Annotated in this window: 17 protein-coding genes and 6 pseudogenes; 11 read left to right on the forward strand and 12 right to left on the reverse strand. The window is 60.1% G+C overall.

Translation table 11 applies throughout. The features are described from left to right. Positions 1-363: 363 nt before the first annotated feature. The 7 genes and pseudogenes from SPBM01_RS13870 to SPBM01_RS13900 form a co-directional block, all read right to left on the reverse strand. On the reverse strand, positions 364-579 hold the full coding sequence (locus SPBM01_RS13870; RefSeq protein ID WP_410483000.1) for a transposase: 216 nt from the start codon (positions 577-579) through the stop codon (positions 364-366). A gap of 79 nt (positions 580-658) precedes the next feature. Then, a pseudogene (locus tag SPBM01_RS21945) lies at positions 659-838 on the reverse strand (transposase); the annotation flags it as partial. A gap of 197 nt (positions 839-1035) precedes the next feature. Then, complete coding sequence (gene istB, locus SPBM01_RS13880; protein WP_119749909.1) at positions 1036-1776, reverse strand: IS21-like element helper ATPase IstB; 741 nt, start codon at positions 1774-1776, stop codon at positions 1036-1038. A 15-nt stretch (positions 1777-1791) separates the two neighbouring features. Continuing rightward, complete coding sequence (gene istA / locus SPBM01_RS13885; protein WP_096064130.1) at positions 1792-3345, reverse strand: IS21 family transposase; 1554 nt, start codon at positions 3343-3345, stop codon at positions 1792-1794. A gap of 344 nt (positions 3346-3689) precedes the next feature. After that, positions 3690-4241, reverse strand: a pseudogene (locus tag SPBM01_RS13890) (IS630 family transposase); the annotation flags it as partial. Positions 4242-4568: 327 nt separating this feature from the next. Further along, on the reverse strand, positions 4569-5768 hold the full coding sequence (locus SPBM01_RS13895) for an IS256 family transposase (RefSeq protein ID WP_188062306.1): 1200 nt from the start codon (positions 5766-5768) through the stop codon (positions 4569-4571). Positions 5769-5997: 229 nt separating this feature from the next. After that, the gene (locus SPBM01_RS13900; protein WP_043155352.1) at positions 5998-7140 is read right to left on the reverse strand and encodes an IS110 family transposase; all 1143 of its coding nucleotides are present in this window, start codon (positions 7138-7140) and stop codon (positions 5998-6000) included. A gap of 116 nt (positions 7141-7256) precedes the next feature. On the opposite strand from SPBM01_RS13900, the pseudogene SPBM01_RS22170 reads away from it, so the two are divergent. The 3 genes and pseudogenes from SPBM01_RS22170 to SPBM01_RS13915 form a co-directional block, all read left to right on the forward strand. Continuing rightward, a pseudogene (locus SPBM01_RS22170) lies at positions 7257-7529 on the forward strand (DUF4158 domain-containing protein); the annotation flags it as partial. 1093 nt (positions 7530-8622) lie between these two features. Beyond that, on the forward strand, positions 8623-8862 hold the full coding sequence (locus SPBM01_RS22175) for a Tn3 family transposase (RefSeq protein WP_410483060.1): 240 nt from the start codon (positions 8623-8625) through the stop codon (positions 8860-8862). 328 nt (positions 8863-9190) lie between these two features. Then, positions 9191-10420 (forward strand): NAD(P)/FAD-dependent oxidoreductase, encoded by a 1230-nt coding sequence (locus SPBM01_RS13915; RefSeq protein ID WP_019054263.1) that lies wholly within the window; start codon positions 9191-9193, stop codon positions 10418-10420. A 20-nt stretch (positions 10421-10440) separates the two neighbouring features. On the opposite strand, the gene SPBM01_RS13920 is transcribed toward SPBM01_RS13915, so the two are convergent. Further along, positions 10441-10620 carry an SDR family oxidoreductase gene (locus SPBM01_RS13920; RefSeq protein ID WP_026149929.1) on the reverse strand — a complete coding sequence of 60 codons (180 nt, stop codon included), beginning with the start codon at positions 10618-10620 and terminating at the stop codon, positions 10441-10443. Between the two features lie 297 nt (positions 10621-10917). On the opposite strand from SPBM01_RS13920, the pseudogene SPBM01_RS21950 reads away from it, so the two are divergent. Then, positions 10918-11067 (forward strand): annotated as a pseudogene (locus SPBM01_RS21950) (IS630 family transposase); the annotation flags it as partial. Here the strand turns inward: SPBM01_RS21950 and SPBM01_RS13925 are convergent. Continuing rightward, positions 11040-11630 (reverse strand): SDR family NAD(P)-dependent oxidoreductase, encoded by a 591-nt coding sequence (locus SPBM01_RS13925; RefSeq protein WP_081764269.1) that lies wholly within the window; start codon positions 11628-11630, stop codon positions 11040-11042. The pseudogene SPBM01_RS21950 and the gene SPBM01_RS13925 overlap by 28 nt on opposite strands. Before the next feature lie 180 nt (positions 11631-11810). Between SPBM01_RS13925 and SPBM01_RS13930 the strand changes: the two genes are divergently transcribed. Both SPBM01_RS13930 and SPBM01_RS13935 read left to right on the forward strand, forming a co-directional pair. Beyond that, positions 11811-12782 (forward strand): dihydrodipicolinate synthase family protein, encoded by a 972-nt coding sequence (locus tag SPBM01_RS13930; RefSeq protein ID WP_019054261.1) that lies wholly within the window; start codon positions 11811-11813, stop codon positions 12780-12782. Between the two features lie 121 nt (positions 12783-12903). After that, positions 12904-13944 (forward strand): IS110 family transposase, encoded by a 1041-nt coding sequence (locus SPBM01_RS13935; protein ID WP_169575492.1) that lies wholly within the window; start codon positions 12904-12906, stop codon positions 13942-13944. A 974-nt stretch (positions 13945-14918) separates the two neighbouring features. Here the strand turns inward: SPBM01_RS13935 and SPBM01_RS13940 are convergent. Beyond that, positions 14919-15206, reverse strand: a pseudogene (locus tag SPBM01_RS13940) (integrase core domain-containing protein); the annotation flags it as partial. A 274-nt stretch (positions 15207-15480) separates the two neighbouring features. Beyond that, positions 15481-16680, reverse strand: coding sequence for an IS110 family transposase (locus SPBM01_RS13945; RefSeq protein ID WP_223177702.1), 1200 nt, complete (start codon positions 16678-16680; stop codon positions 15481-15483). Between SPBM01_RS13945 and istA (SPBM01_RS13950) the strand changes: the two genes are divergently transcribed. From istA (SPBM01_RS13950) to SPBM01_RS13960, 3 genes are all read left to right on the forward strand, one after another. Beyond that, positions 16672-18135 carry an IS21 family transposase gene (istA, locus tag SPBM01_RS13950; protein WP_188062307.1) on the forward strand — a complete coding sequence of 488 codons (1464 nt, stop codon included), beginning with the start codon at positions 16672-16674 and terminating at the stop codon, positions 18133-18135. The genes SPBM01_RS13945 and istA (SPBM01_RS13950) overlap by 9 nt on opposite strands. Beyond that, positions 18135-18944 carry an IS21-like element helper ATPase IstB gene (gene istB, locus SPBM01_RS13955; protein ID WP_188062308.1) on the forward strand — a complete coding sequence of 270 codons (810 nt, stop codon included), beginning with the start codon at positions 18135-18137 and terminating at the stop codon, positions 18942-18944. Before istA (SPBM01_RS13950) ends, istB (SPBM01_RS13955) begins: the two co-directional genes overlap by 1 nt. 491 nt (positions 18945-19435) lie before the next feature. Beyond that, positions 19436-20776 carry an IS1380 family transposase gene (locus tag SPBM01_RS13960; RefSeq protein WP_043155119.1) on the forward strand — a complete coding sequence of 447 codons (1341 nt, stop codon included), beginning with the start codon at positions 19436-19438 and terminating at the stop codon, positions 20774-20776. Between the two features lie 228 nt (positions 20777-21004). Here the strand turns inward: SPBM01_RS13960 and SPBM01_RS13965 are convergent. Continuing rightward, positions 21005-21855, reverse strand: a pseudogene (locus SPBM01_RS13965) (IS3 family transposase); the annotation flags it as partial. A 340-nt stretch (positions 21856-22195) separates the two neighbouring features. Between SPBM01_RS13965 and SPBM01_RS13970 the strand changes: the two are divergent. Together SPBM01_RS13970 and SPBM01_RS13975 are read left to right on the forward strand one after the other, a co-directional pair. Beyond that, on the forward strand, positions 22196-23560 hold the full coding sequence (locus SPBM01_RS13970) for an aromatic ring-hydroxylating oxygenase subunit alpha (RefSeq protein ID WP_169575524.1): 1365 nt from the start codon (positions 22196-22198) through the stop codon (positions 23558-23560). A 40-nt stretch (positions 23561-23600) separates the two neighbouring features. After that, positions 23601-24125 (forward strand): aromatic-ring-hydroxylating dioxygenase subunit beta, encoded by a 525-nt coding sequence (locus SPBM01_RS13975; RefSeq protein ID WP_169575525.1) that lies wholly within the window; start codon positions 23601-23603, stop codon positions 24123-24125. The last annotated feature ends 25 nt before the right edge of the window (positions 24126-24150 follow it).

Consider the following 24150-nt stretch of genomic DNA (forward strand, 5'->3'; position numbering starts at 1 on the left):
CGTAGAACGGATCCGGAACGGACTGCGCGATTGACTGTTGCTTTCCGCTGTTCGAATGATGTGAGCAGGCGGGCCGGAAACGACAATGTCGGTGTTAATATCTGGGGGCGACGAGGATCTCGCCGGACGTCAAGGAGACCAGTGAGCAGTAAGATCGCGCCAATGAGCATCGCCAGGCGAACGCGTGGCGATTTAACCCCTCGCATTCATGACGGTGCCGTATTTGGTCGCGTTTGGCACCCGACGGCACTGTCGGCTTGATCAAGGCGAGCGTGTCGGCTGCGCCTGTTGCATCGCTGGTGGTCGAGAGGCTTGCAAGGTTGATGGACGGGGTTGAGGCTTTCGGCGGCGCGGCCGCGTCGGCTATGCCGGAGTGGGCCTGAGCGCGAGGGCGATAGACCGGAAGAGGGCGGCGTCGGGGCAGGCGGATGCGAACGCAACCCGGATGCGTGAGGCATTCTTGATGACGCGGGCGGCGACCTGGAGCAGCCGCACGCGCAGCGTCGTGAACTCGGCGGTGGCCAGAGTGGTGGTATTGGGCGCGGTGGCCTTGGGGATTTCCTGCGGGATGCGCCACATCAGCCAGAACGCGGCGGTGTTGTCAATGGCACTGTAATTTTCCCCGGAACGGGACTCTCCCGCAATTTTGGTGCAGGTGTCATGCCATGATACGCGCCCGGAGTAGGTCGAGGCCAGCCCGGCCGTACATGGAACGCTTGATCAGCTTGAGCTTGTTGATCTTGCCTTCGACCGGTCCAGTGCTCCACGGTAAAATCAATGCGGCGCGCACCGCATCGATATCGCGCCGGAGGCCGCGCGCGAACGAAGCGATGGCGCTTCCAAGTGCCTGGGCGAGCCATGGCTCGAACTCTACGGCTTCGCGTCCGATCAGTATGGTGCGTATTTCGTAAAAACGGGACATTCGTTTCGCTAAATCGCGGACAGCGGTTTCGCTAATTCCGGGACAGCTGGAGGTGTGTTTTCCGTTTGCCTTGTTGAAGTCGGGTTGGCTGATCGCGCGGCTTTGCTTTGAGGTCAAGCCTGAGGTGGTTTTTGCTTGCGCATGCTGTCCCCTTCGAGGGTGATGCGGTGGGCATTGTGGATGATCCGGTCGAGTATGGCATCGGCGATGGTGGGTTCGCCGATCATGTCGTGCCAGGCGGTCACAGGGAGCTGGGCGGTGATCAGCGTGGATTTTCGCCGATAGCGTTCCTCGAAGATTTCGAGCAGATCGAGCCGCTGCTGATCGCTCAGCGAGTGGGTGCCCCAGTCATCGAGGATAAGCAGTTCGACCCGCGCCAGCCTGTCTGCCAGACGCGGGAAGCTGCCGTCGAGGCGTGCAAGAGCGAGCGCGTCGAACAGGCGCGGCATGCGCATATAGAGAACCGGATGATCGAGCCGGGCAGCTTGCCGCCCAAAGGCGCAACCCAACCATGTTTTTCCGGTTCCGGTCTGGCCGGTAATGATGAGATTCTCATGAGCCTTGAGCCACGCCCCTTGCGCGAGCGACAGGATAGCGCGGCGGTCCATCCCGCGGTGCGCGGTAAAGTCGATGTCCTCGATACAGGCATCGGCAAAGCGCAACCGCGCGGACCTGAGCTTGTTGCCTAGACGCCGGTCCGCACGGACCGCCATTTCGCGGTCGAGCATCAACCCGAGCCATTCCTCGCGGGCAAGATCCTCGCCGCTGCCTTGTGCGGTCATCTCGCGCCACGCGGCGGACATTCCGGCGAGGCCAAGCGCATGCATCTGATCAAGGGTGGGATTGTTCAACATGGGAGTTTCCTTTCTTCATTGATAATAGCCCCGGCCACGGATGTTCGTGTGCGCAGGCGTGGGTCGTGCCGGCTCGGTCGCCGGCCTGATCCGGTCGAGCCCGGATTTGAGGATCGCGGCGACCGAAGAGTAGGAGACCGCGTTGATGATCAGCGCGCGTTCGCATGATGCTTCCACCCGGTCCCGCTCGTAGCGCCGGGCCAGCGACAGAACGCCCATCGCCGAACGATAGCCCTGTTCAGGATGAGGCCGGTCGCGCATCAGCCGTTCGACCAGGATCGCCGCGTTGACGCCGATCTGGTCGGCTTTGCCGATCAGGCTGGCTGGCGTCATGTTGGCATAACGCTGATGGGCCTTGGGCATATGCTCGCTCACCGTCACATGGCCCCGGCGCTGGGACCGCCGGACATGGCTCGCCACCCGCTGGTGATCGTGGAACAACTCGACCACCCTGTGGGTGAGCCGGACATCGACCTGCCGCCCGATCAGCCGGTGCGGGACCGAGTAGAAGGTCTTGTCGACCTCGACATGATAATCGGGATGGACCTTGGCCCTTTTCCACTCGGCATATTCGAACCGCGCTGCCGGGAGCGGCGCAAGGGCGCTCCGCTCGATCTCTTCGAACAGCGCGCGGCGCGATCGCCCCACATGGCGCATCGGTCGATCATTCAGATCCTCGAGCAACACGGCGATCGCCGCATTCAGGTCCGCAAGGGTGAAGAAGCGCCGGTTGCGCAGTCGCGCAAGGATCCAGCGCTCGACGATCAACACGGCCCCTTCGACCTTGCCCTTGTCGCGTGGACGACGACTGCGGGTCGGCAAGATTGTCGTGTCGTAATGATCCGCCATCGCTGCAAAGGTCTGGTTGAGCGTCGGCTCGAACCACAGCGCCTTCGCCACCCCGGCTTTCAGATTGTCGCAGACAATGGCGCGGGCTACCCCGCCGAAGTAACCCAGCGCTTGAACCTGGCCTTCGATCCAGTCGGGGAGCTTCTGACTCAGGCTGGCCATCACGAACGTCAGCGACGAAGCCCCCAGAACCGCCACGAAGATCTGCGCCTGGTGTATTTCCCCGGTCGATGGATCGATCAGCGGCACTGTATGACCTGCATAATCGGTCTGCATCACAGCACCCGCCTCATGCCGATTACGGAAGCTTGCATGGGTGCACTTCTGGAAGGCCGCAAAGCGATCGCAGAACCAGGTATAGCCATAGCCATTGGGATGCCCGGCGCGATATTCTTGCCAAAGCAGCGTCAGCGTCACACCCTTGCGCTTGATCTCGCGCGCAACCACCGGCCAGTCCGGCTCGCTCAGATCCTGCGGAGGCCGCCCGACACGGCGAAAGAGAAGCTGCTCAAGAGCCGCATCATCGTCATATCCCGGTGGCAGTGGCCAGCTGGAAAGGCCCACTTCGCGTGCACGCAGGACATAGGTCGATACTGTCGTCTTGCTGAGCTTCAATCGCTCCGACACTGTCCGTACTGATAGCCCCTGATCATAGGTCAGGCGCAGAATCGATCGCATGTCCTTCACGTTCGTTCGTCTCGCTTGCTTCCGTCTTGGCATCTTCCCTCCCATCACCTTGATGAAAGGACTCAATGCCACTCCGGCGCGCCCGAAAAACGAACCTCATTCCCGCCCGAAACCACTGTCCCGGAATTAGCGGAATCGCTGTCCCGTATTTACTGAAATCACTGTCCGCGAATTACCGAAATCCGTGTCCGGGAATTTGCGAAACACGCAAGTATGGCGTAGAAACGCCGCGCGAGGTCGGCAGATTCCGCGATTATGGGCGAGGCGGCGCGGACGGCATCGACGAACCGCGCATCGTCCCGGCAGAGTGTATCGCTGAACGGGGTGAGGAGCCTGTCGCAGCTTGCTGCGCCATGTGTAATACCAACCTGCATTGATCACGACCCACGTGCCCATTTGCGGCGTCCAATTGTCATGATGCGCCAGGGCTGATCGATCAGCCTGTTCCAGGCTTCGCAGCAAAGGTCTACGATGTTGTCGTGGGACGTGAAGATGCGGTTGGATAGCCAGTTATCGCGCATGAACTGCTAGATATTTTCGACCGGGTTGAGTTCAGGACATTTTGGCGGCAGCGGAACGATGCTGATATTATCGGGTACTTCCAGCTTCCCGGTCATGTGCCATCCGGCCTGATCCATCAGCAGCACGCCGTGGGCACCTGGTTCGACAGCGAGCGATATCTCCGCCAAGTGCAGCGACATGGTCTGGGTATTACAGAAGGGCAGGACCAAGCCAGCGCCCTTGCCAAGCTCAGGGCAGATAGCGCCGAAGATGTAGGCTGATTTGGTCCTCTGATCCTTGGGCGCTGAAGGCCGGGTGCCGCGCCTGGCCCAGCGACGGGTGATCTTGTTTTTCTGGCCGATACGGGCCTCGTCCTGGAACCATACCTCTATGGGCGTGTCGCCCGGTAGGGCGGCTTTGATCTTTGCCAGCTCGGCTGAAAAGCCCCCTCACATGATGTTTCTCCGGTCAATGGGGTGACAAAGCATTTTAGCAGTCCGTCCAATTGCCAATGATATCCAGCTGAGCCGAGTTACGAGTACCGGCGAACACGCCTCGCCTGTACAACCTCACATCCGGTCGCCGTTCGAGACGGCAGCACCATAATCCCGCGTTCGGGGCAGGGCTCAGGAGAACGGGACCATTCTTTTGAGACGGCTGTTGCGGCCAGGGGGGCTTACGGTCCGGATCGTGTCCCACAGCGTGGTGTAGGTTCGCTGGGATAGCCACAGCGACTTCCGGCTAAGCCGGATTGATCATGCTGCCATGGCAGGCAACGTGATGATGGGATTATCGCTTAAACCTGAGACGCTCTCAAGTGTCATGTAACGGCAGCGTTGGACGGCCCATTCGTCGTTCTGTTCCAGAAGGATAGCGCCGACGAGACGGGTAATCGCCTCTTCGTTGGGGAAGATGCCGACGACATCAGTACGCCGTTTGATCTCGCCATTGAGGCGCTCGATTGGATTGTTGCTATGCAGCTTGGTACGGTGCTGGGCGGGGAACGTCATATAGGCCAGCACATCTTCCTCGGCATTGTCCATGAGAGCAGCCAGCTTGGGTACGGTGGAACGTAGTTGATCGGCGACACTGCGCCACTGGGCCTTTGCGGCTTCGGGCGTTTCCTGTGCGAAGGCGGTGGCGATGAATGCTGATACGACCCGGCGACCGCTCTTGCCGGCATGGGCCAGCGCATTGCGCATAAAATGAACCCGGCATCGCTGCCAGGTGGCGCTGAACACTTTGGCGACGGAAGCTTTTATGCCTTCGTGGGAATCGGAGATCACCAGCTTCACGCCGCGCAGACCCCGACGGGCAAGACTGCGTAGAAATTCGGTCCAGAAGACCTCAGCTTCGGAATGACCGATAGTCATGCCGAGCACTTCGCGCCGGCCATCGCTGTTAACGCCGACGGCAATGATCACCGCGACAGAGACAATGCGACCGGCTCGCCGCACTTTGATGTAGGTCGCGTCCATCCAGAGATAGGGCCAGTCGCCTTCGATCGGACGATCGAGAAAGGCCTTCACCCGCTCGTCGATCTCCACGCACAGTCGGCTGACCTGGCTCTTTGAGATCCCACTCATGCCCATGGCTTTGACCAGATCGTCCACAGAGCGGGTCGAGATCCCCTGGATATAAGCTTCCTGGATGACGGCCGTCAGTGCCTTCTCTGCCATACGGCGGGGCTCCAGAAACCCTGGAAAATATGTTCCCTTGCGCAGCTTGGGGATCCGCAGCTCGACCGTGCCTGCCCGCGTCTCCCAGTCCCGATCCCGATAGCCGTTGCGCTGCGCGAGGCGCTCGGGATCCTTGTCGCCATAGGCCGCGCCCGTAAGGTCGCCCACTTCCAGCTCCATCAGCCGCTGCGCGGCAAAGCCGATCATATCGCGCAGAAAATCGCCGTCGGCTGTCTTCCCAACCAGGGCGTGCAGGTCCATCTTGTCATTGGTCATCGGTGGTCTCCGTAAGTTGAGTCTCGCAACCCAAACTTATCCGAAGTTCGCCGGTGACCACCCGCGAAACTGACCGGCCGCTACAGCGCTTGTTCGATGAGCGCGCGTCCGGTCAGCTTCGCTACCCTCAAAACCTACACCACGCGCCGGGACACGACCACGGTCCGTTCGCCTGGATCCATTGGGGCTGATCAGTGCCCCGGGGATTGGGTCACATGAAGTATGTTGATCAGGCCTTCGTCATGACGGCGCCCTCGATCACGACACCGCTCATGGCGTACTTCCAGAAGGCCACGAGCAGCTTGCGTGCCAGTGCGATGATGGCGACCTTCTTGCCGCGTCCGCCGTTGCGGCTGACGCGTTCCTGGAACCAGCGGGACAAAGCCGAGTCCGGCTGATAGCGCAGCCACAGCCATGCGGCTTGAACCATCGTCGTGCGCAAGCGTGGATTGCCAGACTTCGAGACGCCCTGCTCGCGATCGATCGAGCCGCTGCGCCATGGCGAGGGAGCAAGGCCGGCATAAGCTGCGATCTGGCGCCGGTTGTCGAAATGCCGGAACAGCCCTTCGCTGGCGAGGACATTCGCAAACTCTGGGCCTATGCCCTTGAGCATTGCGAGCATCGCCTGTGGCGAAGTCTCGGCCATGTCGTCACGCTCGGCCTCAACGCATTTGATCTGTTCGCAGAGCAACTCGAGACGGTCGAGCTCACGATTGAGCTGCGCCTTGAGATGCAAGGGCAAGGGTTTGCCGTCGACCGTCCGCAGTTCTTCCAGGCGTTCACGCCGATCCCGTCGGTTCGGCTCATAACCCCGAATGCCGACACTGAAGAGCAGGCCTTTGATCCGGTTCGTGTGAAGCGTGCGTTCCTTGACCAGCGTCTTGCGTTCTCGTCCGATCCGCCGACGGTCCTCTTCCTCGACTGTTGGCACACGAACCATCGAGCACACCCTCGGCTCACCGCGCATCCAGGCCATCAGGGTACGAACCAGCGTCTCGCCGTCGATCCTGTCGGTCTTTGCCCGCCGGTGCCGGCGCGAGACCGCAATCGAAGCGGCGTCGACTACATGGCTGGTGACCCAATCCTCCGACGCCAGGGCGCGATGAATCCAAAAGCCATCGAGCCCCGCTTCCTGAATAGCGATCACCGGGTAGCGCTGGCCCTCGCGGGCTTCTGCCTTGTCGCGCAAGGCATCCAAACATGCGAGCAGCGCTGGCATATCGCCGCCTGGCACGGAGTGACGGGACATCTTCTCGGTGCTCGGCGACAGCGAGGTCACCAGCCAGGTCGATTTCGACAGTTCCAGCGAAACGAAAATTGCGCCAAGATCAACTCGGATGGCGGCAAGCTGCGAGATGGGGTCTGCTGACATGGCAAATCCTTTCAGAGTGGTTGGTAGCAAACCGACTCTGAGCTCCCTCAGACCGCTATCCAACTCTCATCATGGGATCTTTTTGAAGGCCTCCATCGCATATTCGTTCTGGGCGTATGACGGGACGCTTTGGTCGCGATGCCGGCGAGTTTCCGGATACCGTGGTTACGTATCTTGCCGAGCAGATCGGAGCATCGCCTGCAGTGCTTGAGGGCTATGACTGGCTCGGCCGATCGGGGCGACGGCATCGTGCCGATATTCTCGACCATTTGGGATTTCGCCGGGCGCGCCGACAAGACATGCAGGCAGCTGCTGCGTGGACTGGCTCCGAGCTTTGCCAGTTGGGCTTGCCCGCTTCCGGGATGATGGACCGTCTTCTTGGCTGGTTCGTCGCGCACCGGATTGCGGCGCCTGAGGAAGAAGCGTTGACGGCGCTGATCACCACGGCCCGTCGCGGGTTCGAGGATCAGGTGCTGGAGAAGATTGCCTCGTTTGTATCGTCCGAGCACGGGGAACGGCTTGATGCTTCGCTCGCCGATGAGGACGGCGTCACAGGTTTTTCGGGACTGAAAGCGGATCCCGGGCAGCCCAATATTGACAACATACTGATAGCGGCACGCAGGCTTGCCTTTGTGAAGCAGCATGTGTTGCCCTTGGAGGCTTTGCCGGATTTGGGAGATCCCATTGCGCGGATTCTGCGCCGCAGAGCGATCAACGAGACCGTCTGGACGATGCGCCGGCACCCTGATGGCCGACGCTACGCGCTGTTCGGGCTTTTCCTGGCGCACCGGGAACGCGAACTCACAGACGGGCTGATCGACCTGCTGATCGAAATTGTCCACACGATCGGCAGCCGGGCTCGCAACCGGGTGCTCAAGGCGTTCGTGACCGAAGTCGAGCGGGTTCACGGCAAAGAGGGACTGCTGGTCCGGATTGCCGAGGCGGCCTGTCTTCAGCCCGAAGGCATGGTGTGCGATGTCGTGTTTCCGGCAGCGGGCGGCGCCGATGTGCTGGCGGCGATCGTGCGAGAGCATAAGGCGTCGGACGGTTTCGAGCGGCGCGTTCACCGGGTGCTGCGCGTCTCGTATCTGCGTCATTATCGGCGCATGCTTCCGGCGGTATTGGGTGTGTTGGAATTCCGTTCGAATAACCTGGTGCATCGCCTGGTGCTCGATGCGGTCGACTGGCTGCGCCGGACGAGTGGCAGCCGGCGCGTCCTCCGGCCTGAGGACGGCGTGCCGCTGGACGGTGTCGTGCCCCCCAAATGGCGCGACCTGGTCGTGGAAAAGGACGACGACGGGCGTCCGCGGATCAACCGCATCAACTATGAGATCTGCGTACTGACCGCGTTACGCGAGCGTCTGCGCTGCAAGGAAATCTTGGTGGTGGGCGCGGGCCGCTACCGTAATCCTGACGACGATTTGCCACGGGATTTCGAAACACGCCGCGCAGACTGTTATCTTCTTCGGCAAGGGCGGTGAGATCGCCACCAACCGCCGGGAGGATCAGGAGTTGTCAGTGCTGGCGCTCCATTTGCTGCAGAATTGCCTGGTCTATGTGAACACGCGGATGCTGCAGCGGGTCCTGGATGCACCGAGCACTGCCACGAAGATATGGGCATCACGGATCTCGCCAGTCAGCCGGTCGACCACGATCCCGATCTTTCCCCGGCATAATCGACGAACAGCTTCTCCCCAGGTGTATGGTTCTGCCGCAGGATAGCTGTGTGGTCGGCGCGGAGCCGAGTCAGAAGAGTCGTTTCGGATTGACCAGCAAGTCGGCTTGCTTCGCCAGAACGGCGAAACACTCTCGACGATAGAAGATGCGATCGTTCGTGGTTCAGTTGAAGCTGTCGGCGGTAACGTTGCACAAGCGGTCAGAGAATTGGGGCTGACGCATCTGCAATTCGCTTTCAGGGTTGCGAAGATGCGTCGTCACAGCTAGCCTTGCTTTTGATTTTGTTGCAATGACTTGCATAATATGCAAAGAGACTTGCTTCTGTGCATAAAGGGCAGGGGGAGAGTGAAGCCGTGAAACTGGGAGATATCGGGTGCGTTCGGTAGCGATTGTAGGCGCCAATCTAGCGGGTGGGCGAGCGGCGGAAGCGCTGCGGCAAGTAGGGTTCGACGGTCGGATCACTCTGATCGGTGAAGAGCCCTGGAGGCCCTATGAGCGCCCGCCGCTGTCCAAGGAGTTCCTGTGGAATCCAGCCGAAATGTCGGACAACTTTTTCCTGCAGGATGAAAACTGGTACTCCGACAACCGGATCGACATGCTGCTCAGCACCCGTGCCGAAGCGATTGATTTGAATGCGGGCGGCGTGCGCCTCTCGGGTGGCCAATTGGTCGCTGCCGACAAGGTTCTGCTGGCGACTGGAGGGCACGCCCGCAAGCTCAATCTGGCCGGAGCCGATTGCGTCAACGTACATTATCTGCGCACCCGGGACGATGCCGCCAGGATGGCCCTCGACCTTCGTCAAGGCGCACGGGTGGTGATCGTTGGCATGGGCGTGATCGGAGCCGAAGTGGCTGCTAGCGCGATCAAGCTTGGCTGCGAAGTAACTGCGGTAGAACCGTTGGCGGGTCCGATGGAACGGGCACTGGGCAAACGTTTCGGTCAGTGGCTGGGCGAGGAGCACCGCAAGCGCGGGGTCAAGACCCATTTCAACCGGGGCGTAACGGGTTTCAAGTTCGCGGACGGCCGCGTATCCGCAGTCGAGATCGACGACGGCACCGTCATCCCTTGTGATGCCGTCGTCGTTGGGGTGGGGATCATTCCTGCCACCTCGCTCGCGGTCGATGCCGGGTTGACTGTAAACAATGGGATCGTCGTCGACCGTCGATGCCAGACCAGCAATAAGGCGATATTTGCCGCCGGTGACGTCGCCGAGCAGGACGGTTTTTTTGGCGGTCGCTTCCGGCAGGAAACCTATCAGAACGCTTCCGACCAGGCCCAAGCGGCGGCCTCGGCGATGCTTGGTCACGAAGTCGATTACTGCAAGCCCATGTGGTACTGGAGCGACCAGTTCGATTTGAACATCCAGTTCTGCGGGCAAATTCCGGCACAGGCCGAGGTCGTCCTTCGCGGCGATATCGAAAGCAACGCTTTCGTCGCTTTGTTTTTGTCCGGCAATACAATTGATGGCCTGCTGACTGTCAACCGCGCGCCCGATATGGGCATTGGCAAGCGGTTGGTCGAACGGAGGACGAAGGCGAGCGCCGACCGGCTTGCGGATGCAGACGTGTCTCTGCGCGAATTGCTTATGCAGTCTGCTCGATAGCGCGTCGGCGGCGGGGGGCCTTATCCGATCCCGCCGCCCGCGACGAAGAGTGTCTGCCCGGTGAGGTAGGAGGCCTCCTGAGAGGCGAAAAAACAAATTGCAGCGGCCAGTTCATCGGGTTCGCCGAAGCGGAGCATAGGGGTGTCGCGCAAGGTCTGCTCCATCACTCCTGCAAAACCCGCCTTGAACGCATCGCTCATGGGTTCGGGATCGCGTGGGGTGACCCGTCACAGGTTCATTTAGTGCCTCAGAGCCGGAACACCGTTGCACGATGGGCAGCCAAGCGGCGCGACGATGCACAGGCACTAGAACCGCAGAGGCAGCGGTCAGCCTGGAAGGCCCCATCGCGGCAGCGCTGCGCGTGGTACATGGGCCAGGCTCCCGATCAGATCGGTGCCGAACATACGCTGTTCCTCGACCATCCCAGCGCATCTGGCTCGTCGACTTCCAAAACAGCTCAACAGGAATCTGCACTGGAGAGTTATCATGAACACACGATCGAGATGGTCTTCGCCAAGCTCAAGCATCTGCTGCGAAAGGCCGGTGAGCGCACACGGGAAGGGTTATGGAACCGGGTCGGCTCCCTCCTCGACGACTTCCCGCCACACCAATGCAAAAACTACTTGCGACATCCCGGATACGCTACCGTCAGATCACAAACCGCTAATTCGGACACCGCTGGTTTCCAGTTCAGCGACAAAGCGGCGGTCAAAGCAGCGACTCCGTCCTTGGCGGCGGGATAGGGAGTCTTGTTCACGCCGCGCGTGGCCACTGAACCGATATTTACGACTGAACCGCGCCCGGCCGCGAGCATGTACGGCAACACCGCATGGCGGCACCAAAGTGTCGGCCACACCGAGCGGTTGATTTCGGCACAAATCTCGTCGGGGGTAGAATCCCAATAGGGCTTAGCCCAGATCGTACCACAGACATTGTGGACCGCCACGTCGATTTGGCCGAATTGATCTGCAACCGTCCGGTACAGTTCGGTCGCTCCCTCGCATTTCTCGAGGTCGAAGATGGCGGCATGAACATCGCAGCCATTGTCCCGCAGGCGATCGACCGTAGCCTGCGTAGCGTCAGCCGCTCGGTCGGCAATGATCACGATGGCGCCTTCCTCAGCCATACGCCTGGCTGGGGCTAGCCCGATGCCTTGAGCGCCAGCGGTCACAACCGCGATCTGGTTGTCGAACGGCTTGGCAGAAGTCATGATGTTGCTCCTCCTTTATTCACATTCCTGCAACGAAACGCAAGGCTGGGAGGTTGCCTTTCCTATATTCATGATCTATATCGAGAACGGAAATGCGTTGCGCAATGTCAAATGATTAGGCGCTGCAGCGGCGATCACCGGACCGGATTTGAGGAGAGAAACGAAGTGGCCCGTACACTCATGAAACCAGACGACGTCAAAGGTGCCTGGGCGATTATTCCCACTCCGGCGAAGGATGATGCCTCGGATTGGCGCGCGACAAAGACAGTTGACCTCGATGAGACAGCGCGTGTGGTTAATGGCCTGATCGATGCAGGGATCAACGGAATTCTCAGTATGGGGACGCTTGGCGAAGCGGCGACCATGACCCACGACGAAAAGCTCGATTTCATAAAGGCGCTGGTCGATGCAGCAGCCGGCCGAGTGCCGATTTTCGTTGGCACCACCTGCCTCAACACGCGCGACACTATCGCGTTGACACGTCAAGCGCTTGATATTGGTGCCGATGGCACGATGCTGGGAGTTCCGATGTGGTGCGCGCCAAGCGTTGATGTTGCGGTGCAGTTCTACAAGGATTTAGCTGAAGCCGTGCCTGAGATGAACATTGCCATCTATGCCAATCCCGAAGCCTTCAAGTTCGATTTTCCACGCTCGTTCTGGGCTCAGGTGGCGGAGATTCCCCAAGTCGTCACGGCGAAATACATTGGCGTCGCTCACTTGCTGCCGGACCTTGCAGCCATTCGGGGACGGATCAAGCTGCTGCCGATCGACTTCGACTACTACGGCGCAGCTCGTATGGACGAATCGATCGACGCCTTTTGGTCGAGCGGTGCCGTGTGTGACCCGCTGGTGACCACGACATTGCGCGACCTTGTGTCGCAAGCGCGCGCTACCGGTGATTGGAGCGCGGCGCGGGCATTTATGGGCCGACTCGGCCCAACGGCAGCGCCGCTGTTCCCAAACGGCAGCTTCAAGGAATTCTCGACCTACAACATCGCGCTCGAAAAGGCGCGCATGAACGCAGGCGGCTGGATGAACGCCGGTCCGGTCCGCCCGCCCTACCATCTTTGCCCCGAACCCTACCTCGAGGGCGCGCGCCTTTCGGGCAGAATGTGGGCCGAACTTGGCAAGGCGCTCGCAGCCGAAAAATGAGATAAGCGCGAAAATTGGGAGAAAGCGAGTGACGGACTGAGGTGTTGGGTTGGACGGCTCCCAACGGCATCGCGATGTGCCAGAGTGAGTTTGTTAGAGGACTCATTCGAGGGAGCCGACCATGGAACAGATTACCCACATAGGCATGGACACGTCAAAGAACGTTTTTCAGCTGCATGGCGTTGATGCGGCAGACAGGCCGATCCTGCGCAAGAGGCTGACGCGACGGAAAATGGTCGAGTTCTTCGAGGAGTTGCCGCCGACCGTTGTCGCCATTGAGGCTTGTGGCAGCGCGCATTACTGGGCGCGTGTTCTTGGTTCTTTTGGCCACGAGGTAAAGTTGATCGCGCCGCAACTGGTGAAACCATACGTCAAGCGCGGCAAGAACGATGCAGCGGATGCTGAAGCCCTGCGCGAGGCAATGAGCCGCCCGACGATGCGGTTCGTGCCGACGAAGAGTGCCGACCAGCAGGCGGCGCTCATGCTTGTGGGCATGCGCACCAGGCTCATCAAGAAACGCACCCAGCTTGCCAACGCGATCCGAGGCTTCGCTGCGGAATTCGGGATCACCGCAGCAACGGGCATGTGCCGGATCGAACACCTGCTCGATCGCATCGCGGCTGACGAACGACTTCCCGAACTTGCGCGCGAACTGTTCGCGCTTCACGGTCAGGAATACGCGCAGCTTCTGCACGAGATCGAGCGGGTCGAGGCCAAGCTTATGGAATGGCATCGCAACGACGAATGCAGCCAGCGGCTCGCAAATATCCCCGGGATCGGTCCGATCGGCGCATCCCTGCTGATGATGAAAGCTCCTGACCCGCGCATGTTCAAGTCCGGGCGAGACTTTGCGGCCTGGATCGGCTTGACCCCTAAAGATCACTCGACTGCCGGCAAAGTCAGGCTCGGAGGCATCACGCGAGCTGGCGATGAACTCTTACGGAGCACGTTGGTGGTCGGAGCCACCGCCGTCGTCCAGCATGTCCGTCGCAGCGGCGGCAGGAATGCCTCGCCTTGGCTGCTGGGATTGCTAGAACGGAAAAAGCCGAAGCTCGTCGCAGTGGCGCTCGCCAACAAGATCGCGCGCATTGCTTGGAAACTGATGGTAAGCGGTGAGGGGTATCGAAGAGCAGATTTAGGCGCACCAACGGTTGCCGCGTGAGAGATCGGCCTGATACGATGAGCAAATTTGACGCTATCGTACTGAGCTGATGCCAGATCTTGCAAGAGAAGAGCAGATGGTGCGATCGATCGATCCAAGGTGCGATCGATCGATCCAAGGCGTGTGGCATTCCTTCGGGACCAATGGCTGTTCGAAGCCGCTGAGGTGTTAGGAACTCACGCTGCGGAAACCATCTTGGCCAGCGACCATGTGCGGTTGCACCCAAAGGCCGGACATATGGACGCAAGCGATCCGATCAAATTTTTCCGCTCAGCCCTTCCAAGAGGGAGCCGTCCACATATGGTGCCGCCTTCTTGGATAGTTTGGCGGCGAAGTTAAGCTAATCCCGGGTGTGATTATGCCGCCAGTTTGGTCACCAGATCATGGGGGGGCATGCCCCCCCCCCATGATCTGGAGCGACGATCCGCCTATAGGCCTCGGCCGGGGTTCGCCCTGCCAGTCCGAGTGAGATCGCCGCGTGTTGTACAGCAAGGCGACGGAACGCCCACGATACCGATATCCGCGAAGTTCTTTATCCTTGGCACTCTTGGTCGGGGCGCCATGTTCACATTCATGAGGTCATAGGACGGGCGAGCGGGGAAGTTCTCCGCTGCAGTTCGGCAGGATCGGCGTCGGAGCGCTGGCTTGAGATTCCGGTGTGGATGTTCGACCGTTTGACCTGCTCGACCTTGCACATCTGCGTTGCACCTTACGTCGATATCGCTGCGCTGAGTGATTTGGCGAGGTTGCTGCACGCGGCGCTGCCCATTTCGGGCGCAGCATCGGGATCTCACGACTCGCATCGGGGAGATATAGAGGTGGCCGGGTTTGTCTGAACAGGGATCGGCAACGGTTAAGTGGATCGTCTGCCGGGTTCCTTGCCTTGCCAATATGGGGCGTCATGCAGGGAGGGCGTAGCCCTACTGGAGTGACGCCCCATATTGGTTGCCAACTTAGCTTCGCTGGCCTTTGGCTCATGCTGCCATCATTACCGGCAGGTTGTCAAAATACGCCTGATCCGGCGTCCTGGCGGCGAGGCTCGAATGTGGCCTCCTTCCATTGTAGAAGCTCAGATAACGACCGATCGACTCGCGGGCTTCGCTGACCCCGCCGTAGGCGCGGAGGTAAACCTCCTCATATTTCACCGAGCGCCACAGGCGCTCGACCATCACATTGTCGCGCCAGGCGCCCCGGCCATCCATGCTGATGGCGATTTCCTCGCGCAGCAGCACGCTGGTGAAGGCGTGGCTGGTGAACTGGCTTCTGTGGTTGCCGCCCGTGGTGCAAGAAGTTTTGATCCGATGCGCGTGTGATCGAGTGCGGTCTTCTGTCAGGCCTTCCTATGCGGCATTTTCAGAAGCCGCAGGCCAGTATGGTGATCTGCGGATCAGGTCCAAATCTACTTCCCGAGCTTTATTGCCCTTAGCCGATTACTGGTTTTCCTAATCCAGATCTGTTCGATCATTTTGCCCATTCGGGTCGTCGCCTTCTCACACCCCCTTCATCCGACGTCAGATAGATTATGCAGCGTGTCGATCATGCTGCTGCCACCTGCGCCGAATCTCGATAATCCTCATTCTTTGTCAGCAGAGCCCATATCGTCCGCGCCATCCTGTTGGCCAGCGCGATCGCGACAAGCATCCTTGGCTTTCGCGCCGCGATGCGTGCTAGCCACGAGCCTTCCGGGATCGATTTCCGGCCGAGCCAATTCAGGCGGGACATTGCTCCAATAATCAGAAGTCTGCGGATATCGCTCTGCCCCGCCTTTGATACCCGACCGAGCCGTTCTTTACCGCCTGAGGAAAATTGGCGTGGGACGAGGCCAAGCCAGGCGGCAAAGTCGCGGCCGCAGCGGAAGCACTCCATCGATGGAGCAAAGGCTTCAACGGCTAAGGCGGTCAATGGACCAATTCCGGGTATCGTCTGCAAGCGCCGTGCAATATCTGCTTTAGCTGCGAGAGCCTTGATCTTCGCCGTCCGGGCATCAATGCGAACCGTCTTCTCCGCAATCTGCTTCATCAGATCATCGCACTCGTTGCGCATCAGTTCGGGCAGGTCGCTGTTTGGTTCATCCAGGATGCCTTTGATTTTGCCGAGCTGGTGAAGTCCCTGCGGAACGACATGGCCAAATTCGTAGAGGCACGCCCGAAGAGCGTTCACCAGCTCCGTGCGCTGGTGGACCAGCCGCTCTCGAGCGCGAAACAGGATGGTACGGCTTTGCTGTTCCGTAGACTTAGGCTCGACGAAACGCATTTCTGGCCGCTGTGCAGCGATCACTATGGCTTCGGCATCCACCGCGTCGTTCTTCTGCCGCTTGACGAACGGCTTCACGTAATGCGGAGCGATCAACTTCACGTCGTGTCCGCGCCTGCTCATCTCGCGCGCCCAGTAATGCGCGCTGCCGCACGCTTCCATGACAACAATGGCGGGAGGCTGCTTGGCCATGAAATCAGCGAAACCCTGCCGCGACTGCGCGGCGACAACTACGATGGCCGGTTGAGCGGCGACTATGATGGCCGGTAGGATCGGTTGTCTGGTCTGATCGTAGGGAGGGGCGCAGCCCCGACCGGAGAGCGGACCAGACAACCGGTGGCGATCTTTTTCCCTTTCTTTCGGGGGGCAGATCGGGGCTGTGGCGGGCGGTGGTATCGGAACACTCATCGAACAACGAGCGATGGGTTTGCGATGCCGGGCCACCACATTTCCGATCAGCAGGTATTTCTCTTCATGACCCATCGTCGCCAACACACCCAGGCCGTCGCGGCTGCCAAGGCCGGTATCAGCGAACGCAGCGCACGCCGGATCGAGAACGATCCGCAGCTTCCGTCCCAGAAGAAGAAGGAGCGCCACTGGCGCACCCGCGCCGATCCGCTCGAGCCATTCTGGCCACGTATAGAGGAGTTGCTCCAGATCGACGGTATCATTGCCGTCACGGTCTTCGAGACGCTCCAGGACGAGTTCGGCGAGGATGCTGTTCCCGATGCGATACGACGAACACTGGAACGCCGGATCGCCCGCTGGCGGGCACTGCACGGCGGCGAGAAGGAGATCTTCTTCCCGCAGCATCATGAGCCCGGTCGGCAGGGCCTGTCGGATTTCACGGTATGCGACAGTCTCAAGGTCACTGTTGCCGGCGAGACCCTGGCCTATCGCCTCTACCACTTCCGCTTGGCGGCGAGTGGCTGGGAGCATGCGGCTGTCGTGCTGGGCGGGGAGAGCTTTGCCGCCCTTTCGGAGCACCTGCAGGATGCGTTGTGGAAGCTGGGCGGTGCGCCGGCCGAACACCGCAGCGATTCCCTGTCAGCCGCCTACAAAAACCTCGACGCCGATGCGCAGCGGGATTTCACCCGAAGCTATGACGATCTGTGTCGTCATTACGGCATGTTTGCTACCCGCAACAACCGCGGCGAGGCGCACGAGAACGGATCGATCGAAGGTCCCCATGCCCATCTCAAGCGACGGCTCGATCAGGCCTTACGCCGGCGGGGCAGCCGCGATTTCGTCAGCATCGAGGCCTGGCGCGAGTTCGTTGAGGCGCAGGTCGCCAGACAGAACCGGCGGCATGCTGCGCGCATCGATGCAGAACGCAGGGTACTCAAGGCGCTGCCCGCAAGGCGAACCACCGATTTCGCCATGGTCACCGTCGATGTCACCCGCAACGGCACCGTCGCCATCGATCGGGTTACCTATTCGGTGCCTTCCCGCCTCGTCGGACGGCGCCTCAACGCGCATCTCTTTGACGATCGCATCGAGCTCTTCCTCGGTCCAGACAGGGTAATGTCCACGCCGCGTGTGCGGATCAGTCATCCCCACCGGGGGCATAGCATCGATTTCCGGCACATGATCGGTAACCTGCGCCGCAAGCCCGGTGCACTGCGCAACCTCGTCTACCGCGAAGCCCTCTTCCCCGATCACGCCTACCGGCGGGCCTGGCAAGCCTTCGATGCCCAACTCGATGGACGGCAGGCCTGCCGCGATGCCGTCGCGCTGCTCGATATCGCCGCCAGGGGCGACTGTGTCGACGTGCTGGCCCGGCGGATCGATGAGGCTCTCGACAGCGGGCGCTTGCCCGATGTCGATGCGCTCAGGGACGAGTTCCTGCCAACCGCAAGATCGCAGCGCGATGTCGCTATCCCGCCACCCGATCTGCACAGCTACAACAGCCTGATCGCCAGCGGGGAGGTGCACTGATGACCCGCACCAAGGATCAGGCCGCCGCCGTACTGCCTACCCTGATGAAGGCCTTGCGCCTGCCGAGCATCAACCGCAACTGGAAGCGCCTCACCGACACCGCCGATCGCGATGGCTGGCCGGCCGCCAACCTGCTGGCCTCGCTTCTCGAGATCGAGATGGCTGATCGCTCCTCCCGGCGCATCCAGCGCCATCGCGACCAGTCCGGCTTGCCCGCAGGCAAGACCTTCGCCACCTTCGATTTCGACGCCGCCCCCGGCATCCGCAAACCGCACCTCTTGTCCCTCGCCGCCGGTGACGACTGGATCGAGAACGGCGGCAACCTGCTGCTGTTCGGCCAGAGCGGGACCGGCAAGACGCACGCAGTTGCCGCCATTGGCCATGCCCTCATCGACACGGGGCGGCGCGTCCTGTTCTGCTCCACCACCGACATGGTCCAGAAGCTCCAGTCCGCGCGCCGCGACCTCAGCCTGCCCGCCATGCTCGACAAGCTCGACAAGTTCGATCTCATCGTGCTCGACGATCTGTCCTACGTCCGCAAGGACCAGGTCGAGACCAGCGCCTTGTTCGAGCTCATCGCCCACCGCTACGAACGCCACTCGCTCGCCATTACCGCCAACCAGCCATTTTCGGCATGGGACAACGTCTTCCCTGATCCCGCCATGACTGTCGCCGCGATCGACCGCCTCGTGCACCACTCGACCATCATCGAGATGAACGGCGAAAGCTACCGCAAGCGTTCCGCCGTCGCCCGCATCAACGCCGGCGATTACGACCCGCCCAATGGCGCCCCGGACCGGCCATCATAATTGTCGCTGGCTTCGCGCTCGGGAGCACCCTTGCTGAGGCAACGGGTAATTGTCGCCAGCGCCAATTACATGCCAACCATCCCATGCGCTTCAAACCCTCGCTTCCGGCCAGCGCCAGCGACAATTACCCAGCGTCGTAATTGTCGCTCGACGGTTGCTCCTCGCAACAGCAAATGGTAGCCAGAATTCACCAACCGGCGCGGCCACCTATCGGCCATCAAAATTGACGCCGACCGGACACCGTAATCGTCGCGCTACACGCGACAGTTTCTTTCGAAACTTCGGCTGCCCCGTCATCGATGCACCGTGCAGCTGAAAAACAGATTTTGCCAAATCCACGCCGATCATCGTATCCTTTGTCACGGTTGCCGTCCTTTCCGCTAACCCGTATAATTCATCGGGGGTTGGCGGATGTAGCGTAAGCATCTGATTTAACGTATGATTTGGTTGTCTAATCCGATCAACGTCATTTCAAGAAAGCTACACCCGCCATGGACGATCCTACGCTGCCGCTACCTGGTCTGTCACCTGTTTCGGGCAAGCGGTTGGACGTCAGATTTGACGGCGGTCTGCTATCGTCAGACGGCGGGATTTTGCTGTTGCGCGAGGTGGAGCAGCGCCTTGGCGTTGCGGATCGCATGGCGGCCTGCATCAAAGATCCCCGCGCGCCGGATCTGATCACCCACAGCCTTACCGACATTATCCGCTTCCGGCTGATGATGATTGCGGCGGGTTACGAGGATGGCAATGACGCCTCCAGTCTGCGCGTCGACCCGATGTTCAAGCTGGCCCTTGATCTGGCACCTTCGGATCGCGCGCTATGTTCGCAGCCGACGATCTCGCGACTGGAGAACCTGCCTGATACGCGTGCGTTGCTGGGCATGGGCCGGGCGATGGTTGATCTGTATTGCGATTCCTTCCGCACCGTGCCCAAGCGTATTGTCCTCGACATTGATGACACATTCGATGCCGTGCATGGCGGCCAGCAGTTGCGATTATTCAATGCCCATCATGACGAATATGGCTTCCAACCCATCGTCGTGTTCGATGGCGAGGGCCGCTTCATCACTGCCGTGCTACGCCCGGCCAAACGACCCGGCGGCAAGGAAATCAGGGCTTTCCTGCGCCGCCTGATGCGTGCAATCCGCGCCAACTGGCCAAGAACGCAGATCATGCTGCGCGGCGACAGTCATTATTGCTGTCCCGAGGTCATCGACTGGTGCCGGGCGGGCGGACACGACTTCATCCTGGGCGTCGCGCCGACCTCGACATTGCGCCGCCATGTCACCGATCTCGAAACCAGCACCAAAGCGCGCTTCGAGGCCGCAACCGACGATGGCAAGGTGCGCCGCTTCAAGGCATTCCACGACGGCGCTAAAAGCTGGAGCCGCGTCGAGCGGATCATCGCCCGCGTCGAAGTCGGCGATCAGGGGGCCGACACCCGCTTCGTCGTCACCAATCTCAAAAAGGGCTCGCCCCGCTGGCTCTACGAGCAGGTCTATTGCCGGCGGGGGCAGGCGGAAAATCACATCAAGTCGTGGAAAACCCATCTCGCCGCAGACCGTACATCCTGCACAAAGGCCACGGCCAACCAGTTGCGGCTGTTCCTTCATGCCGGTGCCTACTGGCTTATGTGGGGTCTGCGCACCGCCATGCCGAAACGCTCAATATGGCGCACTGTCCAGTTCGATACCTTGCGCCTGCACCTCATCAAGATCGCTGCCCGTGTCGTCGAAATGAAGACCTTGATCCGCGTCCAATGGCCCACCGCCTGTCCCAACCAGCAGATCGTCCGGGTCGCCCTCGATCGTATCCCTCGCCTCGTTACCTGAACAACGGGCCTGGCCCCAAAAACCAAACCCGTCCCTTCAACCCGCAAGCCTCAACATACCCGACCTTCGGCTCATCCCCGGGAGTGATGCACCGCGCCTGCCTCCAACCAAAAACCGAAATCCTGACGCCCGATCAACAACGCGATGAATTATACGGGCTAAGTGGTCTCAACACCCTAACCTGGCACATTGCGATGCCGTCTGGGGAGGGCGGCAACCACCCCATCTGCCCTGATCGGTGTTGAATATCTCCGGTTTCCCGAAGCGCGTCAACGCTTCCTCCAGCGCTTCGACGCAGAAGTCGGCCTCCATCGTGATCGACACCCGCCAAGCCAGGACTTTGCGGCTGAACCAGTCGACGATGGCCACGAGATAGACGAACCCCCTCGCCATCGGGATGTAGCTGATGTCCGTTGCCCAGACCTGATTGGGCCGCACGATCGGCAGTTTACGCAACAAGTAAGGGTAGATCTTGTGCCCAGGGGTCGGCTTCGATGTGTTCGGGCGACGGTAGATTGCCTCGATCGCCATCTTCTTCATCAGCGTGGCGACATGCTGGCGGCCGATCTCGATGCCTTCCTGCCGCAGAAGATCACGCAGCATCCGACTACCCGCGAACGGAAATTCCAGGTGCAACTCGTCGATCCGCCGCATGATGGCGAGATCGGCAGGCGGCACCGGTCTGGGCAGATAATAAATGCTGCCCCGGCTGATCCCCAGCTCCCGGGCTTGCCGCGCCAACGGCAGTGCGTGCGAACGGTCGATCATCGTTTTGCGCTCGGCAACAGTCCCGCCTCCCCGAGCGCCCCTGACAAAAAATCGTTCACCAGCGTCAGTTCACCGATCTTGGCGTGCAGCGTCTTTACGTCGATCACCGGCGCCGCAGCCTCGCTCCGCGTCTCGCTGCCAAATACACCGGCAGCCCCTTCCAGAAGCTGCCCGCGCCATTGCGTGATCTGGTTCGGATGCACGTCAAACTGCTGCGCCAGCTCCGCCAGCGTCTTCTCGCCCTTCACGGCGGCCAATGCCACCTTCGCTTTGAATGCCGGGCTGTGATTCCGGCGTGGTCGTTTGCTCATCTCTACTCCTGTCACGCGGCCATCCTGGCCGCCGTCAGGCAGAAAATCCACTTATCCCGATGTGCAGTTTTGCCAGGCCACCTCTCTTTCAGAGAGACATCGATTCCGGCATAATACTCCATGGCTGTTCCTCTCATGATGTTTGGGGCCGATCACTCGGACCCTGTTTCCAACACCATCATTCTGAGGGACAGCCACCCAACTTGGCTACTCTTGAAACGCCGGCCCATTACGGCATCTAGGGTTGCGCAATGGCAATTTTTTGCATATAGTGCATCGCATTGCCTATCGTTTCAGAGCTTGCCCGATTCAAGCCATAGACAGCAGTACGGAGAGAATTATGCTTGGAATCCCCAACCTTGTCGACAATGTCGCATCTAATCAGTCGCGCGAGATTTTCTGGGATAAAGACGTATACAACCTTGAGTTGGAGCGTATTTTTGCTCGCTCGTGGCTGTTTCTGGGGCACGAGTCGCTCCTTCCCAAGCCCGGCGATTTCATCACCACCTATATGGCTGAAGACAAGGTCATCCTGTCGCATCAGCAAGATGGCTCGTTCCGGGCGTTCATCAATTCGTGTACGCACCGGGGCAACCAGATTTGCCATGCCGATAGCGGCAATGCCAAGGCGTTCGTCTGCAACTACCACGGCTGGGTTTACGGTCAGGACGGCAGTCTGGTTGATGTCCCGCTCGAAACGCGGTGCTATCATGGCCAGCTCGACAAGGCGAAGCTGGGTGCCAAGCACATTCGGGTAGAGACGTACAAAGGCTTCATTTTCGGCTGCGGCGATGCCGACGCGCCAAGTCTGGAGGAATATCTGGGCGAGTTCCGTTGGTACCTCGATACGATCTGGGAAGGTGCCGGTGGCGGGCTGGAGCTACTGGGCCCGCCGATGAAGAGCATTCTGGCCTGCAATTGGAAGGTGCCGGCAGAGAATTTCGTAGGCGATGGCTACCATGTCGGCTGGACCCACGCCGGCGCCTTGATGCAGGTCGGCGGCGAACTTGCGGGACTGGCGGGTAACCGCGCAGACATGCCCTTCGAAAAACTCGGCTTTCAGTTCACGACCCGGCACGGGCATGGCTTCGGAGTGATCAACAACGCCGCCCCGGCGATCCACGTCAAGCGCGATGGCTGGGCAAAATACCTTGCCGACACCCGCGCTGAAGTTGGCCGAAAGTTCGGACCGGAGCGTGAAGAACTTTATGTTGGCCACTGGAACTGCTCGCTCTTCCCGAGCTGCTCGTTTCTTTACGGAACCAATACGTTCAAGGTCTGGCATCCGCGTGGCCCGCACGAGATTGAAGTGTGGACCTACACGATGGTGCCGCGTGACGCCGACGCGGAAACGAAGAGCATGATCCAGCGCGAAGCCACCCGGAGTTTCGGCACTGCCGGAACGCTGGAAAGCGACGATGGCGAGAACATGTCGTCGTCCACCTTTGTCAACCGCGGAACCATCACCCGTAACGGTCGGATCAGCTCAAGCATGGGTGTCGGCTTCGAAGGTCCACATCCGGTTTTTCCGGGGATTGTTGGATCCAGCTTCATCGGCGAAACATCCCATCGCGGCTTCTATCGATTCTGGAAGGAAATGCTGGATGCGCCCGATTGGAAAGCGGTGAAGGCAAACGACGACACCTGGGATTCGATGTTCACCAATCGTAATTACTGGAACGACAAAGTCGACGCAGCCGAGTAATCCACAAACTTTTTCAAACGTATCGAATGCCGGAGAGTTTATGTCGGGGAAACAGACCTTAGCGGGATTGGATGTCCAATCCGCGATCGAAATGCATTATCGTAGCGAAGTCCGGATGCTGCAGAACGGGCAATACCGAGAATGGTTAGCGGACATGGTCGCCGAAGACATCCATTACTGGATGCCGATTTATGAACAACGCCTGATCCGCGACCGTCGCCCCGACCCGACACCCGACGATGCTGCAATTTATAATGACGATTATGGCGAGCTCAAGCAACGCGTAGAGCGGCTTTATACCGGCACCGTATGGATGGAGGATCCGCCGTCCAAGATCCGGTACATGGTCGGCAACGTCGAAGCTTTCGATGCAGGCGATGGAGAGTTCGAAGTTTATTCAAACGTGGTCGTCTATCGCAACCGCCGCCAACTTGAAGTGACCGTTCATACGCTGGGGCGTGAGGATAAGCTGCGCCGGGTTGGTGATGGCTTCCAGGTGTTCCGGCGCAAGCTGCTGATCGATGCGCGAGTGACGCAAGACAAGAACCTGTACTTTTTCTGCTAGGAACGCGCCAAAGAGCGCAAAAGGG

This window comes from Sphingobium sp. KCTC 72723, assembly GCF_014280435.1.
Classification (GTDB): Bacteria; Pseudomonadota; Alphaproteobacteria; order Sphingomonadales; family Sphingomonadaceae; genus Sphingobium.

Bases quoted from the DNA above. Each gene is read 5' to 3' on its own strand.
- istA (WP_188062307.1), top strand. From the start codon at position 16,672: ATGACCCATCGTCGCCAACACACCCAGGCCGTCGCGGCTGCCAAGGCC.
- SPBM01_RS13935 (WP_169575492.1), top strand. From the start codon at position 12,904: ATGGAACAGATTACCCACATAGGCATGGACACGTCAAAGAACGTTTTT.
- istB (WP_119749909.1), bottom strand. From the start codon at position 1,776: ATGTTGAACAATCCCACCCTTGATCAGATGCATGCGCTTGGCCTCGCC.
- SPBM01_RS13945 (WP_223177702.1), bottom strand. From the start codon at position 16,680: ATGGGTCATGAAGAGAAATACCTGCTGATCGGAAATGTGGTGGCCCGG.
- SPBM01_RS13970 (WP_169575524.1), top strand. From the start codon at position 22,196: ATGCTTGGAATCCCCAACCTTGTCGACAATGTCGCATCTAATCAGTCG.
- SPBM01_RS13960 (WP_043155119.1), top strand. From the start codon at position 19,436: ATGGACGATCCTACGCTGCCGCTACCTGGTCTGTCACCTGTTTCGGGC.
- SPBM01_RS13870 (WP_410483000.1), bottom strand. From the start codon at position 579: ATGTGGCGCATCCCGCAGGAAATCCCCAAGGCCACCGCGCCCAATACC.
- SPBM01_RS13975 (WP_169575525.1), top strand. From the start codon at position 23,601: ATGTCGGGGAAACAGACCTTAGCGGGATTGGATGTCCAATCCGCGATC.
- SPBM01_RS13930 (WP_019054261.1), top strand. From the start codon at position 11,811: ATGAAACCAGACGACGTCAAAGGTGCCTGGGCGATTATTCCCACTCCG.
- istA (WP_096064130.1), bottom strand. From the start codon at position 3,345: ATGCCAAGACGGAAGCAAGCGAGACGAACGAACGTGAAGGACATGCGA.
- SPBM01_RS13895 (WP_188062306.1), bottom strand. From the start codon at position 5,768: ATGACCAATGACAAGATGGACCTGCACGCCCTGGTTGGGAAGACAGCC.
- SPBM01_RS13925 (WP_081764269.1), bottom strand. From the start codon at position 11,630: ATGACTTCTGCCAAGCCGTTCGACAACCAGATCGCGGTTGTGACCGCT.
- SPBM01_RS13900 (WP_043155352.1), bottom strand. From the start codon at position 7,140: ATGTCAGCAGACCCCATCTCGCAGCTTGCCGCCATCCGAGTTGATCTT.
- istB (WP_188062308.1), top strand. From the start codon at position 18,135: ATGACCCGCACCAAGGATCAGGCCGCCGCCGTACTGCCTACCCTGATG.
- SPBM01_RS13920 (WP_026149929.1), bottom strand. From the start codon at position 10,620: ATGAGCGATGCGTTCAAGGCGGGTTTTGCAGGAGTGATGGAGCAGACC.